We start from the raw sequence: 15471 nt of genomic DNA on the forward strand, positions 1-15471 counted from the left end.
CGGACATGATCGCCAAGGTCTCCCGCGGCCTGGGCGAGGCCATGGTCGGGATCAACGTCGAAGAGATCCCGCAGCCGCACCGCCTCGCCGAGCGCGGCTGGTAAAACCGGCTGGTGAACCCGCCCGATCCGTGAAGGGTCGGACACCTGGAGAATATCCGGCGTCCGGCCCTTCGTCGTTGGCGCAGTTCCCCGCTCCAACGCTCTGACGGCGGGCTACGGCGCTAGGCTGACCGTGTGAGCCGTCCGAGCGCATCCATCATTCAGGCAGCAGCATTTGCGGTGCTGCTGCTGGTTCCCGCGTGCTCGGATTCAGCGACCGTTCCAGCGCCTGCAGAGCCGGAGAACAGCAGCCCAGCCCCGGCTGCGTCATCCGCACGGTCATCGGGACCTTCGAACCCACCGGAGGAGGACGCGTCCGCATCACCGGACCCGGCAGGGTCGCTTCCGTCCGCCACCGTAGTGCTGACGGGGGATCTCCTGCTCCACGAAAGACTGTGGGAGCAGGCAGCAGCCGACGGCGGCGGCGAGCTTGACTTCCGGCCGATGCTCGCAGCGCAGGAAGAGTATGTGGCGCCGGCGGATCTCGCGATCTGCCACCAGGAGACACCACTGGCGAATCCCGAGGGTCCGTACTCCGGGTTTCCTGCCTTCAACGTCCCGCCGCAGGTCGCGGAGGCCGTAGCGGACCTAGGTTACGACGCCTGCACCACCGCAAGCAATCACACTCTTGATGCCGGGACAGCCGGTCTCAACCGCACGCTCGACGTTCTGGACCGTGCAGGCCTCGAACATACGGGCTCCTACCGCTCGCCCGAGGCAGCCGCTGAGCCCCTGATCGCGGACACGCCCGACGCCCGGGTCGCGATCATCACGGGCACCTATGCGCTCAACGGGCTGTCACCGGAATTCCCCTGGCAGGTCGATCTGCTTGACCCGGCCGATATGATCGCCAAGGCGCGGCTCGCCCGCGAGGCCGGTGCCGACGTCGTACTGGCGGCGGTTCACGCCGGAGACGAATACGCCGACTATGCCAATGCACAGCAACAACAGGTTGCGCACACGCTGGTGGACAGCGGCGAATTCGACCTTGTCTACGGCCACCACAGCCACTCCGTCCTGCCCGTCGAAAAGTACAACGGCGTGTGGATTGTCTATGGCCTCGGGAACACCATCGCCGCTCACCTGACACCGGATATCCGCAACACCGAGGGACTTCTGGTGGAAGTTTCCTTCGAGCAGGACGACGACGGCGGCTGGCAGGGCGCCGGACTCCGCTGGCTTCCTGCCACCTGGAACGGACCCGGCCACCGCTGGTGTCCGGTGGCCGCCTACAGGCTGGAGCAGATGGCCGCGGACGGTACGGCCTGTGTTTCCGCTGAAGCCGACGCCGCGAGCAGGGAGCGCACCAGGGCAACCGTGGAGTCGATGGGCGCTGCTGAAGCGGGCGCCGTCGAGTGGTCGGGCGAGTGACGCGCTCCGTCTAAGCCAGGCGGAGCCACCAGGTCTGTCCGCGGCCGATGAGCTCGAAGCCGCGGTGCGAATACAGCTCATAACCCTCGGGTGTGGCGTTCAGGGCGAATTCCTGGGCCCCCGCTGCAGCGGCCTGCTGTGCGACCGCTGAAAGCAGTGCTGTCCCCAGCCCGCGGCGCCGGAACTGAGGGAGCACCTCCATATTGAAGATCCCACCGAGTGCCCGCGGGTTGTCGTTCCCTTCATAGAAGGCATACGCGGCCCCCGCAAGGTCGCCCTTAGCACGGGCCACCGCGTGCCAGGCCCTTGCCGGTTCGGAGCGGGCGAGTGCCAACTCCTTCGCCGGAGCACCGGAGTATTCCGGAACGACCGCCGTGACCGACGTGCCGGCAGTGTCAAAAGCGGTGACAGCGGCCACCGGCGCGCTCATCCACCATGGCTGCCAGCCCGGTTCAAATCCGAAGCCCGCCAGGTCCCGGCCCCGGACGGCGCCATTGAGCCACACGCCAACGGTTCGGGCGCCAAGCCGGACACCCTCAGCGAGTCCGGGCCGCAGCCCTGCAGGAGACAGAACAGTTGGGAACATCAGCATGAGTTCGCGCCGCGCGGGCAACCAGATCCAGTCGCATTCGTGCGTGGAGAAGGTCCGGCCGCCGGTCGCCTCTGCAACTGCCGCGAACCAGGCCCGCTGCAGCCGCTGGCAGCCGGCGATCGTGGTCATGAGTGCTCAGCCAGCCCTCGACGCTCGAGCAGCGGTTCAATGCTCGCTGCGCGTCCCCGGAAGGCAGCGAAAGCCTGCAGCGGGTCGACGCTGTAACCCCGGGAGAGCAGCTCCCGGCGGAAATGCTCTCCGTTCCCGCGTGTAAGACCGCCCGACTCCTTGAACCACTCGACGCTGTCCGCGTCGAGCACTTCACTCCAGATATAGGCGTAGTAGGCCGCGGAATAACCGCCTGCAAAGATGTGCTTGAAATAGCCGGTGCGGTACCGCGGGGGCACCGGCGGGTAGTCCACGCCGGCGTCGTGCAGTGCCTGATTCTCGAACGCGAGGGGGTCTTCCACGGTGCTTCCCGGCGAAAGCTCGTGCCATGCGAGGTCAAGGAGGGCAGCGCCGAGGTACTCGGTCGTGGCAAAGCCTTCGCCCCATTGCCGGGCAGCAACGAGCTTGTCGATCGTGTCCTGCGCAAGCGGCTCACCCGTCTGGTGGTGGCGCGCGTAGTTGCCCACCACTTCCGGCCAGAGCATCCACATCTCGTTGACCTGCGAGGGGTACTCGACGAAGTCCCGCGGCACGCTCGTGCCGGAGAACAGCGGATATGTGACGTTCGAGAAGAGTCCGTGCAGCGCGTGTCCGAACTCATGGAAAGTGGTTCGCACTTCGTCGAAGGTGAGCAGCGTGGGCTCACCGGCCGGCGGCCTGGAAACGTTGAGGTTGTTGACGACGACGGCGCGTGTTCCGGCCAGCCGTGACTGCTCGACGAAGGAGTTCATCCACGCACCGCCGTTCTTGGTATCGCGGGTGTAGTAATCACCGAGAAAGAGCCCAAGTTCGGAACCATCCTCTTCGCGGACCTCCCAGATCCGCACGTCCGGGTGGTAGCCCCGCAGATCGTCCCGCTCATGGAACGTGAGTCCGTAGAGCCGGTTCGCCGCGAAGAAGACCCCATCCTTCAATACCCGGTCGAGCTCGAAGTAGGGGCGAAGCGCGGCGAGGTCAACGTCATACCGTTCGGCGCGCACCTTCTCCGAGTAGAACGACCAGTCCCAGGCTTCGATCGGATGGCCGGCGACCTCCTCAAGCTGTTCGGCCTCCGCGCGCGCATTCCGGACCGCGGGTTTCGCGAGTCGGTCGAGCATGTCGTGAATCGCGTCGAGGGACGGCGCGGTCTGGTCATCCGTAGCCAGCTCGGCGTGATTGGCGAAGCCGAGGAGGGCCGCCCGCTCGGCTCGCAGTGCGGCCATGCTTGCTGCGACACCGACGGTATTGTCCTCGTTATCGCGGGAACCCCGGTTGATGGAGGCTTCGTGGAGGCGTCGGCGGGTTTCCCGGTTGGTCAGTGATTCGAGTGCCGGTTGGGACGTCGGCAGGATCAGCGTCAGAAGATACTTGCCGGCGTGGCCGGCGGCTTCGGCGGCGTCCCGGGCGGAGGTGATGTCGTCTGCGGAGAGCCCATCGAGCTCGGACGCATCATCCACAAGCAGGACCGAGGCATTAGTGTCACGGAGCAGCCGCTGCCCGAACTCCGTGCCGAGGCGGGAGAGCTCGCCGTTCAGCTCGCGCAGTCGCTGCTGTGCGACGTCGTCGAGCTGGGCGCCCGCGCGGACGAAGCGCTGCCGGTACTCGTCGGCCAGCCGTGCGGATTCAGCGTCGAGACCGGAAACGTCGACAGCGTTCACCCGCTCGAAGAGGGCAGCGTTGAGATAGATGTTGTCCTCGTGCGCAGCCAGGCGGGGCGCGATCTCTTTCTCCACCGCCTGAATCCCCTCGGTGGAATGCGCTGACGAGTTGTTGTGGAACACCAGAGCAACCCGGCGAAGGGCCTGACCCGCGCGTTCCATAGCCACAATCGTGTTATCGAAGGACGCGGGTTCGGGGTTGGCAACTATCGCATCGATTTCGGTCAAATGCTCACCGATACCGGTTTCGAAGGCCGGCAGGAAGTCCCCCTCGCGGATCTGCGCGAAAGGCGGCAGCTGGTACGGCAGCGTGCTCGGATTCAGAAAAGGGTTGCTCATGGGAACCAACCTTGGCATAACGCGCAGCGCCACTCCAGCAGGTATGCGCGTTTCCACCGTGTTTTCTCCGCGGTTTCACCCAGGGTCGCACCTATCATTGGGAGTCACATCTAGGGAGGTCTTCGTGTCTCAAAAGACGCTAATCCGGGGCAAATGGGCAGCGCTGGGGCTGGCTCTCACACTCGCAAGCTCCGGCTGCATGGGCGCCGGCGAGGGGCCAGCTACCCAGGGTGCGGAACCAACGACGACGGCGCCCGCCGCTTCTTCCGAGCCCGCGACCACGCAGGCAACCTCCGAACCTCCCGAGCCCACACCGGAGCCGACGCCCGGGAAGGGGCCCGACTGCCCCACCGACCGGTGTTTCTCCTTTATGGCTTCCGGCGATCTGCTGGTGCACCCGCAGCTGTGGGAGCAGGCCGCCGTCGACGCCCGGCAGACAGGCAAGGGCTCCCTCGACTTCGAGCCGCTCCTGGCCGGGCAACGTCCGTATATCGAGGCCAGCGACCTGGCGGTGTGCCACATGGAGACCCCGGTCGCCACGCCGGAAGGACCGTTCAGCGGCTACCCGCAATTCAACGTTCCGCCGCAGATCCTCGACGCGGCTAAGGCTGTCGGCTACCAGGCCTGCACCACCGCCAGCAACCACACGGTCGACGCCGGCACCGAGGGGCTGGTGCGCACCCTGGACACCCTCGACCGGCTCGGGCTGGAGCACACGGGCTCCTACCGCACCGAAGAGGAGGCCCAGGAGCTGATGATCCTCGAGACGCCGGCGGCCCGGGTCGCGGTGATCGAAGCGACCTATGGCCTCAATGGGCTCACTCCCGAGTTCCCCTGGCAGGTGGACATGCTCGACGGGCCCACCATGATCGCCAAGGCGGAGAGGGCGCGCGAGGAGGGGGCCGACGTCGTTATCGCGGCCATCCACGCCGGCGATGAGTATGCCTCGCTACCCAACCAGCAGCAGGTCGATCTCGCCCACGCGCTGGCGGACAGCGGCGCGGTGGACTTCATCTATGGCCACCACACGCACTCGGTGCTGCCGATCGAGTACTACAACGACACGTGGATTGTTTACGGCCTCGGTAACGGTGTCACCGAGCTGTCGCCGGTGTATGACGTCAACAACGAGGGGCTGACCATCCGGGCGCAGTTCGCGGCCGACGAGTCGGGGGAGTGGACGGTCAGTGACCTGGCCTGGGTCCCCTCGGTCATTGTGCGCGACCCGTACCGCTGGTGCTCGCTCGCCCCGGACCAGGAGCCCGGAGCCTGCTCGACCCCCGAACATGAAGCGGCCGTTAAGGAGCGCACGCTGGCAACGGTGGAAACCTTCGGAGCGTCCGACGACGGCGCTCACCAGTGGCTGGTGTCCGAGGAAAAGTGACGGGCCTTCGGGCGCAGTTCAGCGCGGCCGCGCGGCGGCGTGTCGGCGTGCGAGCTCTGCAAGGCTGTCATCCACGTCGCCGGGCTCGAACGAGCCGTACTTGCGGATGGCGGCCTCACGGATCAGGAAATCGGCAATTGCGGGATTCTTCGGCAACAGGGAACCGTGCAGGTAACTGGCGACGATGTTGAGGTGCCTTGCACCTTCATGGTCATCCGTCGAGTTGTTCCCCTCGCCTTTGCTCACCGTGGCGAGCGGCCGGACACCCGGACCAAGGAAGGTCTGCCCGCTGTGGTTCTCGTAGCCGTGGATGTCGCCGAACTCCTCGCTGCGGGCCACCACATTCCCGATCAGCCGTTCGTCGCCGCCGTGCGTCTCGATGTCCAGGAGGCCGATCCCTGGAATCATCGTGCCGTCATGGGTCTTGAAGAACTTCCCGAAGAGCTGATAGAGGCCGCAGATCGCGAGCATCGGCGTACCGTCTTCGGCCAGCGCCCGAAGGTGCACTGCGTTCGACTGCAGGTCCTCCTGGATCACTACCTGCCCGCTGTCCTGCCCGCCGCCGCCGATCAGGATGTCCGCGTCGTCCAGGAAGGTGTCACCCGCATTGTGTTCGAGGATGACGGCCTCATACCCGTGCCAGGCAAGGCGTTGCTTGAGCACCAGTACGTTGCCCCAGTCGCCGTAAATGTTCATGTCGCGTGGATACAGCTGCAGGATCCGCAGCGTGCCTTTGCTGGCCGGAGTATCGGAACTCATGAGACCACCTTCACGTCAGTAATTTTAGACAGCTCCCTGCGGATGGCCAGCATCGCGGTGTAGGTGCAGAAGATCCGCTTCGGCCGGCCCTTCGCGCTGCGGATGAAGGTACGCAGCGCTGATCCGGTGTCAGGGTCGATGTCCCGGGCGGCGACGTCGTCGTACTGGAGGCGCAGGGCCATGTCATAGGCGCGGACGCCGCTGACCATGTCAACTCCGCCGGCTGCCAGGCTGTCGAAATCGACGTCCCAGAGCCAGGACATGTCCCTGCCGTCCGCGTAATTGTCGTTGATGGCGATCATCGTCGCGTACCCGACGGCGTCGAAGGATTTCAGGCCCAGCCTGAAGCCGCTGGGATTCTTCACGAGGACGAGTTCGAGGGGCTGCCCGTCCACCACCAGGGACTCACCACGACCGAAGGCAGGCTCGACCGCTGCCAGCGAGCGCAGCATCGTGTCCCGGTTGGATTCGCCGCCCAGGATGATCCGGGCCATTGCCAGCGCTGCGGCGGCGTTGAAGATGTTGTAGACCCCGCGGAGGGTCAGGTCGACTGTGCTTGCCTCACCGTCCATCAGGAACATCGCAGTGTTCGAATTCACTGACTCGAGCACGACGTCGGCCGGCAGGCTTGAGGCCGGAGCGGTGCCTGTGGCGCCGCGGAGGTCGTCGTCGCTGGGGAACGTATCCCTGAGCGACTCATCCAGCCCGAAGTAGGCCACAGAAGCGTTTCGCACCGATGATGCGATCGAGGCAACCCGTGGATCCTCCCGGTTCAGCACCACAGTTCCCGTGGTCTTGACTGCAATCTGCTCCAGCAGCCTTGTGGTCTTGTCGATTTCCCCGAAGCGGTCGAGCTGGTCGCGGAGGACGTTGAGCAACAGGCAATGGGTCGGGGGTACCAGGTTCACGAAGTGGACGGCATGCGCCTCGTCCAGTTCCAGAACGGCGACGTCGGCGCTGAGCCTTCCGCGCCAGTCGACCTCGCCGAGGAGCGCGGCTGCCACCCCGCGGGTGAAGTTGCTGCCGGTACGGTTTGTGAAGACCTTCAGGCCCTGGCCCTCGAGGAGTTCAACCACCATTTTGGTGGTGGTGGTCTTTCCATTGGTGCCGCTGACCACGATGACACCCTTGGGCAGGTTCCGCAGGGCCCGCGCCATGAATCCTGGGTCGATGCGTTCAACCACCAGACCCGGGAACGCCGAACCACCGCCGCGCAGACGCGAAAGTGCCCGAACTGTTTTGCCCAGGGGCACGCTCAAGCTAGACAGACCAGACATGGTCTCTAACTTATCGTGCTTTGTCCGGCCCACAGGCATGACGCCTTTGGGTGCGGCAGGCGTGGCAGATGCCGATTCGCAGGGAACGTCCCGCGCCAAACTAGAATGAGGTGGTGACTTCCACCATTCCTTCCGAAGGCTCCGCCCTGCGCGTCGGCGTTCTCGCCGTGCAGGGTGACGTCCGCGAGCACGTCCGGGTGATCGAATCCCTGGGCGGAGAAGCCTTCCCGGTCCGCCGTCCCAGCGAGCTGGAGCAGGCCGAGGGCCTCATCATCCCCGGCGGTGAATCCACCACCATGGACAAGCTCACGCGCGCCTTCGACCTCGCGGAACCTTTACGCCGGCGCATCCGGAACGGGTTCCCGGTTTACGGGTCCTGTGCGGGAATGATCATGCTGGCGGACACCATCGCCGATCCCTCACTGGACCTGAGGGGCAATCCGCAGCAGACGCTTGGCGGGCTGGACATTGTGGTGCGCCGCAACGCCTTCGGCCGGCAACGCGAATCCTTCGAGACGGACCTGCCGTTCGATGAGCTGCCCGGGAACGGCGATGACGTCCATGCCGTGTTCATCCGGGCGCCGTGGGTGGAAAAGGTCGGTGAATCGGTCAAGATCCTGGCACAGGTCGACGCACCGGACACGCCGCCCGCAGAACATGGGCACGAGCGCCACCCCAACAGGGGTGAAGCGCGGCCGGTCGCTAGAATTGTTGCAGTCCGCTCGGGAAACCTGCTCGCCACCAGCTTCCATCCGGAGGTCACCGGTGAGCACCGCATCCACGAGCTTTTCCTATCGATGATCGTCAAAAGAAGGGCAGAGCATGTCGGGGCACTCTAAATGGGCTACCACCAAACACAAGAAGGCCGTGATTGATGCCAAACGCGCCAAGTCCTTCGCCAAGCTGATCAAGAACATTGAGGTTGCTGCCCGCGCCGGCGGTGCGGATATGTCGGGTAACCCTGCGCTGGAACTCGCCGTGCAGAAGGCCAAGAAGACTTCGGTACCCAATGACAACATCGACCGCGCGATCAAGCGCGGCGCAGGCCTGACCGGCGAGGTAGTCGATTACTCCGAGATCATCTACGAAGCGCGCGGACCGCAGGGATCCGCATTGCTCATCGAATGCCTTACGGACAACAAGAACCGTGCAGCGTCCGAGGTGCGCGTGGCGATCACCCGCAACGGCGGTACGATTGCCGATCCCGGCTCCGTGGCCTACCTGTTCGCACGCAAGGGCGTTGTCTCGCTGCCGAAGAATGATCTGTCCGAAGACGATGTCCTGATGGCCGTCCTCGACGCGGGTGCCGAGGAAGTCAAGGAGTCCGGCGACTCTTTCGATGTCCACTCCGAACCGTCGGATCTGCGCGCGGTCGTCGCGGGGCTCGAAGAGGCCGGTATCGACTATGAGACCGACGAGGTTGAATTTGTCCCCTCCATGCAGGTGGAACTGGACGCCGACGCGGCACGCAAGTTCCTCAAGCTGGTGGACGCGCTCGAAGAGCTCGATGACGTCCAGAACGTGTACTCGAACGCAAACCTGAATGAAGACGTCATGGCCGAGCTGGAGAGCGACGATTAGTTCGGTCTCCGCGCGCCCGGGTCAACGCCCGTGACACTGCGCGTCATGGGGGTTGATCCCGGGCTTACCCGCTGTGGACTGGCCGTGGTCGACGTCGAGCCGAACCGTCGTGCCACGCTCGTGGCGGTGGGTGTGGTCGGTACCCCCGCGGACCATACGCTCGACCGCCGGCTGTTGATGATTGCGGAGTCGGTGGACGTCTGGCTCGACACCCACACTCCGGACGTTCTCGCCGTCGAACGCGTCTTCAGCCAGCTCAATGTGAGCACGGTGATGGGAACCGCGCAGGCTTCCGGAGTGGTGATCACAGCCGCTGCGCGACGCGGTATCCCCGTTGCCCTGCATACGCCGACGGAGGTGAAGGCCGCCGTGACCGGCAACGGTCAGTCCGACAAGACAGCCGTCACCAAGATGGTTACGAAGATACTGCGGCTCGCCTCCGCGCCCACGCCGGCAGATGCTGCTGACGCTCTTGCGCTTGCCATCACGCACGCCTGGCGCACCGGATCATCCGCTTCCGTACGGGCTCAGGGCGGTTCCGGCCAGACGGCAGCCCAACGGCTATGGGCCGAGGCCGAGGCTAAAGCCCGACGGCGGCGCTGAGCCGCGGGCTGCGGATCGGGCGCCGATGCCGGGGCTCCGGTGTGGCGGGCATGAAATAGTCGGTTGCTGCCCGTACGCTGATTCGTAGATATGTTCGGTGATATTCGTTTCGATCCTCAGCACCTGGAGCCGCACGCATGATCAGCTCTCTGACCGGGACAGTAAGCCATGTTGGCCTGCACTCGGCCGTTCTCGACGTCAACGGGTTCGGAATGCAGGTACAGGCAACTCCCCAGACCCTCTCCACCTTGCATCTGGGCAACCAGGCGAAAGTCTTCACCTCGATGATTGTCCGCGAGGACTCCATGACCCTCTTCGGATTCACAGACACGGAGGAGCGGGAGGTCTTCGAAACCCTGCTCGGCGTCAGCGGAGTAGGCCCCCGGCTGGCGCTTGCTGTCCTCGCGGTTCACCCCCCGGCCGCCATCCGGACGGCCGCGTCCTCCGGAGATGACAAGGCGTTCAGCAAGGTACCCGGAATCGGGCCCAAGGGAGCCCGGCGCATTGTGCTTGAACTCGCCGACAAGCTGGTTCCGCTCGAGACAGATTCACCGGCCACAGCCGCGGGCGCCTGGCAGTCCCAGGTCCTCGCCGCGATGATGGGCCTGGGCTGGTCGGAGAAGGACGCCGGCTCAGCCATCGACTCGGCCGTGAAGGAGTCGCCGGAGATTGCGGCCACCGGTGATGTCGGTTCCATCCTCAAACTCACCCTGCGCAGACTGGGCCAGGACGGGGCGCGCAGCTCGGCACGGGCCTCGGTGAACTGATGGCGGAAGAGCAGGAACAGCCTCTCGTCTCGCCCTCGGTTGACCCTGAGGACCGCGCGGTCGAGGCGGCCCTCCGGCCCAAGAACCTCGACGATTTCGTTGGTCAGGCGAGAGTGCGCCGCCAGTTGTCACTGGTTCTCGAAGCATCGCGAATGCGCGGCCGGAGCGCGGATCACGTGTTGCTCTCCGGCCCGCCCGGCCTGGGCAAGACCACCCTTGCAATGATCATCGCAGCCGAAATGAACGCGCCGCTGCGCATCAGTTCCGGCCCCGCTATTCAGCATGCGGGAGATCTCGCAGCTATCCTTTCCTCGCTCACCGAAGGCGAGGTGCTGTTCCTCGATGAAATCCACCGCATGTCGCGCCCGGCTGAGGAAATGCTCTACATGGCCATGGAAGACTTCCGGGTGGACATCATTGTCGGCAAGGGGCCGGGCGCCACCGCCATTCCGCTGGACCTTCCGCCGTTCACTTTGGTCGGGGCTACCACCCGCGCCGGGTTGTTGCCCGGACCGCTGCGTGACCGCTTCGGTTTCACAGGGCACCTGGAGTTTTACTCCACGGCCGAACTCGAACTCGTGCTCCGGCGCTCGGCCATGATGATGGACATGCGGGTCAACTCCGCGGCTTTCGCTGAAGTGGCAGGGCGGTCCCGGGGCACGCCCAGAATCGCGAACAGGCTGTTGCGCCGTGTCCGCGACTGGGCTCTGGTGAACAACGTCGATGTCATCGATGCCAGGTGCGCCGGTGCCGCCCTGGACATGTACGAAGTGGACGCCAAGGGGCTTGACCGTCTCGACCGGGCCGTCCTGACCGCACTGGTGACGAAGTTCAACGGCGGGCCGGTGGGGCTTTCCACCCTCGCCATAGCGGTGGGGGAGGAACCCGAGACGGTTGAGACAGTCGCCGAGCCGTATCTCGTCCGTGAAGGAATGCTTGGACGGACCCCTCGCGGACGTATCGCCACCGCCGCTGCGTGGGAGCACCTTGGGCTTGTCATGCCTCCGACAGTCGCCGCTGCCATGCCGGAGGACCTGTTCTCCGTGTATCAGGAGGATTCGGTTCCAGAGATCGAGAACGGGATGGGTGCTGAATCTGAGTGGAGCCGCAACGAGGGCTAGTGCGAAAGTTGCGCCGTGTTCACCGTAGACTGATATGACGTGTGGCACACCGCGCGGTCAAAGCTAACGGAATCGGCGTTGAGGTTCCCTGCTCCGTTCTCATCATTGCGAAACAGGGGCCGCGGAATCGATACGCTGAAAGCAGTACTCCCGCAGACCGTGCGTGGCCGCGGAACTCGGTGTCGGGTCGCATGCATAGCGTCCGGCTGCGCTGACCAAATATAGAAACGGATTTTCTCTGTGCTCGCAAATGTAGTTGCCCAGACCACTCAGACAACGGGCGGCGGGTTTGATATCTTCAGCCTGCTCCTCCCGCTGGCCCTCGCCTTCCTGATCTTCACCATGTTCCGCAAGCAGCGGAAGATGAAGCAGCAGGTCGCCGAGCAGCGCACCCAGATGCTTCCGGGTACCGAGGTCATGACCAACTTCGGCCTGTTCGGCACCATCGTCTCGCTCGATGATGACAACAACAAAGCAGTCATTGAGATCTCGCCCGGTGTTACTGCCACCGTTCACACGCAAACGTTGAGCAAGGTCGTTACCCCGGAGCCGGTGGTTGAGGAAGAGCACACGGTTCCCGACGACGCGTCCTCTCTTACCGCCCCGGACACGGACGCGGACCGCCCCCTTCGTGAGGAGACTCCGGAGGAAACAGTCGAGCGGCTGAATCGGGAGAATCCCCGCGACCGAAACGACAAAGACCAGTAATCCTGATTCGGCCGCCCCGGCGGTCGAAGTCAAGTCTCGAGTTCCAACACCTAAGGATTCACGCACCATGGCACGAACAGGCCCAGGCTCCGCCGCCAAACGCACTCTCGTGTGGCTCGGCGTAGTCTTCGCACTCCTTGCGCTGCTGCTCGGCGGCGGCTCGCTGTGGAGCAACGCCAGCTGGACACCAAAACTTGCCCTCGACCTCGAGGGCGGTACCCAGATGATTCTTTCGCCCCAGGTCCAGGGCGGCAGTACGGAGATCACGCCCGACCAGCTGGACCAGGCGGTCGAGATCATCCGCCAGCGCGTCGACGGCAGCGGTGTAGCTGAGGCAGAGATCAGCACCCAGTCCGGGCGAAACGTGATCGTCGCGCTGCCGGGCATCCCCGAACCGGAAACCCGTGAACTGATCCAGGCATCCGCCCAGATGGAGTTCCGTCCTGTATTGCTCGGCGGACCCGGGCTCGCTCCGGCGGCTGAAACGCCGACGCCGGAAGATCAGCTCCCGACACCGAGTGCCGAGCCTACGAACGCCAGCGACCCGAACTGGATCACGGCCGAAGTTCTGCAGGAATTCGAATCCACTGACTGCACCAGCCCAGAGGCCCTGCAGCCCGCAGTGGAGCCGGCTCCCGCTGATCAACCCATGGTCGCCTGCGAACCTGATACCCAGGGTAAGTACATTCTTGGGCCGGTTGAGGTCCGCGGCACCGAGATCGATTCTGCTGACTACGGCATGGCCCGCAGCGCACAGGGCCAGACCCTGAATGAGTGGGTCGTCAACATCGAGTTCAACGATGAGGCAACCCAGACCTTCCGGGAGGTCACCGAAAGGCTGTTCGCTATCGGATCGGGAGACCCGAGGAATCAGTTCGCCATCGTGCTCGACGGCGTGATCGTCTCCGCTCCCACTACCAACGCTGTGATTCCCGACGGCCGTCCGCAGATCAGCGGCAGTTTCACCGAGGAATCGGCTGCGGCACTGGCAGAGCAGCTCAAGTACGGTGCGCTGCCGATCAGCTTCGAAATTCAGAGCGAGCAGCAGATCTCCGCCACCCTTGGTGCCGACCAGCTGCGCCTGGGGCTTATCGCCGGCATCATCGGTCTTGTTCTCGTAGCGGTGTACTCGCTGTTCCAGTACCGGATGCTTGGCCTGGTGACGATCGCCTCCCTCATGGTCGCCGGCGCGCTCACCTATCTCGCGATATGTATCCTCGGCTGGACCGAGAACTACCGGCTGTCCCTCGCCGGTGTAGCCGGTCTGATCGTCGCGATCGGCCAGACGGCCGACTCGTTCATCGTCTACTTCGAGCGCATCCGTGATGAGCTCCGCGATGGCCGCGGCCTCGTGTCGGCCGTCGAGAACGGCTGGCGACGAGCCAAGCGGACCGTTCTCGCGTCCAAGGCAATGAACCTGCTTGCCGCCGTCGTACTGTACTTCGTTGCCGTCGGTAACGTACGCGGTTTCGCGTTCACGCTCGGTCTGACAGCGATCGCCGACCTGGTAGTTGTGTTCCTGTTCACCCACCCGGTCATGCGCCTGCTCGCCATGACGAAATTCTTTGGCGAAGGTCACCGCTGGTCCGGAATGGATCCGACCCGCCTCGGCGCACTGCCGTTCTACCGCGGTGCAGGGCGCGTGCGGCACAAGCCTGTGGAGCGTCCTGTGAAAGCTGATCTGCGCGGTCGGAACAAGGCCGCTGCAGGAGAGGCAGAACGGCGTCTTACCATCGCAGAACGGCGTCTGGCTGAACAGCGGAAAGCTGCTGAAGAACAAAAGGCCGTCGCTGCGCAAGCGCGCGGATCCGAGGAAGGGGATAACCGATGAGCCGTTTCAGTTTCGCCGAATTCGGAAATGAACTGTATTCCGGCAAGCGGTCCTACCCCTTCGTGGGGAAGCGGAACCTGTGGTTCGCGATCGCGGGCGTCGCTATTCTGCTGTCGCTTCTCATTCCGGTCATCAAGGGCGGGTTCAACCTGGGAATCGACTTCCGGGGCGGCTCCGAGTTCACCGTGTCCAACGTGCAGGACACGAACATTGGAGCGGGTGAACAGGCTGTCACCAACGTGGTGCCGGACGCTGTTCCGCGCGTGACCAATATTGCGCCGGAAACCATGCGTATCCAGACCGAGCGCCTGAGCGATGACCAGACCCTGAGCGTCCGCGACGCGCTGATCGGCGCCTACGACGTCACCGAGGAGGACGTAACCTCCAACTTCGTGGGACCGACCTGGGGTGAGGACGTAAGCCGCCAGGCGCTCATTGGCCTGATTGTGTTCGTGGGTCTCGCCGCCGCGCTGATGGCGATCTACTTCCGCACTTGGAAGATGTCCGTCGCTGCAACGGCGGCGCTCGTGGTGGTCATGGTGACATCGGCCGGGATCTATTCGCTCAGCGACTTTGAAGTCACGCCGTCGGCGGTCATCGGGTTCCTTACGATCCTGAGTTATTCGCTCTATGACACAGTCGTGGTCTTCGACAAGATCCGGGAGAACACCGCTGACCTGGACGTGTCCAGCAAACGGACCTTCGGCGAGCAGGTCAACCTGGCGGTAAACCAGACTCTGGTTCGATCGATCAACACGTCAGTCGTCGCCGTGCTGCCCGTGGCTGCGATTCTGTTCATCGGTGCCATGCTGTTGGGCGCAGGAACGCTGAGGGACCTGTCGCTGGCGCTCTTTGTCGGCATCATCATCGGTACGCTCACCACCGTGTTCATCGCTGCTCCTCTTTACGCCATGTTGCGGATGAAGGAGCCGGAAATTCAGAAGCAGGAAAAGCGGGTGCTTCATCGTCGCTCCGTCGAAGCGAAGGAATCAGGAGCAGTCCCTGCTTAGTTGAGCCAGGGCGTCGCAGCTTAGTTTAGCCAGAGCGTCGCAGCGCGAAGCGCTCCTAACCCAACGGAACGACCCGGCACAACCATTGTGCCGGGTCGTTCCGCGTTCCTAGGGACCGGCCAAATATTGATCCTTACGTAATGAGGCAAAACGTGTAGGGGAGACCTCAAGCGGTGGATAAACTTGGATAGTCAACCAGGGTGTGGCATGTTGTAGCCTTAC

At 64.2% G+C, this 15471-nt stretch carries 14 protein-coding genes and 1 pseudogene; 11 read left to right on the top strand and 4 right to left on the bottom strand.

Features of this window, described 5'->3' with window-relative positions:
* Positions 1-104, top strand: a pseudogene (locus AC5RTB_RS15715) (pyridoxal 5'-phosphate synthase lyase subunit PdxS); the annotation flags it as partial.
* A 132-nt stretch (positions 105-236) separates the two neighbouring features.
* The gene (locus AC5RTB_RS15720; protein ID WP_494061987.1) at positions 237-1472 is read left to right on the top strand and encodes a CapA family protein; all 1236 of its coding nucleotides are present in this window, start codon (positions 237-239) and stop codon (positions 1470-1472) included.
* Positions 1473-1482: 10 nt separating this feature from the next.
* Here the strand turns inward: AC5RTB_RS15720 and AC5RTB_RS15725 are convergent, their stop codons facing one another.
* Positions 1483-2193, bottom strand: a complete 711-nt coding sequence (locus AC5RTB_RS15725; RefSeq protein WP_494061988.1) for a GNAT family N-acetyltransferase — start codon at positions 2191-2193, stop codon at positions 1483-1485.
* On the bottom strand, positions 2190-4208 hold the full coding sequence (locus AC5RTB_RS15730) for a M3 family metallopeptidase (RefSeq protein ID WP_494061989.1): 2019 nt from the start codon (positions 4206-4208) through the stop codon (positions 2190-2192). Before AC5RTB_RS15730 ends, AC5RTB_RS15725 begins: the two co-directional genes overlap by 4 nt.
* 124 nt (positions 4209-4332) lie before the next feature.
* Here AC5RTB_RS15730 and AC5RTB_RS15735 point away from each other — a divergent pair, with 124 nt between their 5' ends.
* Positions 4333-5592 carry a CapA family protein gene (locus tag AC5RTB_RS15735; protein WP_494061990.1) on the top strand — a complete coding sequence of 420 codons (1260 nt, stop codon included), beginning with the start codon at positions 4333-4335 and terminating at the stop codon, positions 5590-5592.
* 18 nt (positions 5593-5610) lie between these two features.
* Here AC5RTB_RS15735 and AC5RTB_RS15740 read toward each other — a convergent pair whose 3' ends face one another.
* Together AC5RTB_RS15740 and AC5RTB_RS15745 are read right to left on the bottom strand one after the other, a co-directional pair.
* Positions 5611-6351: a type 1 glutamine amidotransferase gene (locus AC5RTB_RS15740; RefSeq protein WP_494061991.1), complete on the bottom strand. Its 741-nt coding sequence runs from the start codon at positions 6349-6351 to the stop codon at positions 5611-5613.
* A complete protein-coding gene (locus AC5RTB_RS15745) occupies positions 6348-7628 on the bottom strand; it encodes a DUF1727 domain-containing protein (protein WP_494061992.1) in 1281 nt (426 codons plus the stop codon). Before AC5RTB_RS15745 ends, AC5RTB_RS15740 begins: the two co-directional genes overlap by 4 nt.
* Before the next feature lie 113 nt (positions 7629-7741).
* Between AC5RTB_RS15745 and pdxT the strand changes: the two genes are divergently transcribed.
* The 8 genes from pdxT to secF all read left to right on the top strand — a co-directional run bounded on the left by pdxT (position 7742) and on the right by secF (position 15249).
* Positions 7742-8467, top strand: coding sequence for a pyridoxal 5'-phosphate synthase glutaminase subunit PdxT (gene pdxT / locus AC5RTB_RS15750; protein WP_494061993.1), 726 nt, complete (start codon positions 7742-7744; stop codon positions 8465-8467).
* Positions 8451-9209, top strand: coding sequence for a YebC/PmpR family DNA-binding transcriptional regulator (locus tag AC5RTB_RS15755; protein WP_494061994.1), 759 nt, complete (start codon positions 8451-8453; stop codon positions 9207-9209). The genes pdxT and AC5RTB_RS15755 overlap by 17 nt, the downstream gene beginning before the upstream one ends.
* A 30-nt stretch (positions 9210-9239) precedes the next feature.
* Complete coding sequence (gene ruvC, locus AC5RTB_RS15760) at positions 9240-9812, top strand: crossover junction endodeoxyribonuclease RuvC (RefSeq protein ID WP_494061995.1); 573 nt, start codon at positions 9240-9242, stop codon at positions 9810-9812.
* Between the two features lie 137 nt (positions 9813-9949).
* Positions 9950-10579, top strand: a complete 630-nt coding sequence (gene ruvA / locus AC5RTB_RS15765; protein WP_494061996.1) for a Holliday junction branch migration protein RuvA — start codon at positions 9950-9952, stop codon at positions 10577-10579.
* Complete coding sequence (gene ruvB, locus AC5RTB_RS15770) at positions 10579-11700, top strand: Holliday junction branch migration DNA helicase RuvB (RefSeq protein WP_494061997.1); 1122 nt, start codon at positions 10579-10581, stop codon at positions 11698-11700. The genes ruvA and ruvB overlap by 1 nt, the downstream gene beginning before the upstream one ends.
* A 240-nt stretch (positions 11701-11940) precedes the next feature.
* Entirely contained in the window at positions 11941-12408 is a 468-nt protein-coding gene (locus AC5RTB_RS15775; RefSeq protein WP_494061998.1) for a preprotein translocase subunit YajC, read from the top strand.
* Positions 12409-12475: 67 nt separating this feature from the next.
* Complete coding sequence (secD, locus tag AC5RTB_RS15780; RefSeq protein WP_494061999.1) at positions 12476-14239, top strand: protein translocase subunit SecD; 1764 nt, start codon at positions 12476-12478, stop codon at positions 14237-14239.
* Positions 14236-15249, top strand: a complete 1014-nt coding sequence (gene secF / locus AC5RTB_RS15785) for a protein translocase subunit SecF (RefSeq protein ID WP_494062000.1) — start codon at positions 14236-14238, stop codon at positions 15247-15249. Before secD ends, secF begins: the two co-directional genes overlap by 4 nt.
* Positions 15250-15471 lie beyond the last annotated feature (222 nt).

The sequence above is a fragment of the Arthrobacter sp. M71 S08 genome (genome assembly GCF_059089725.1).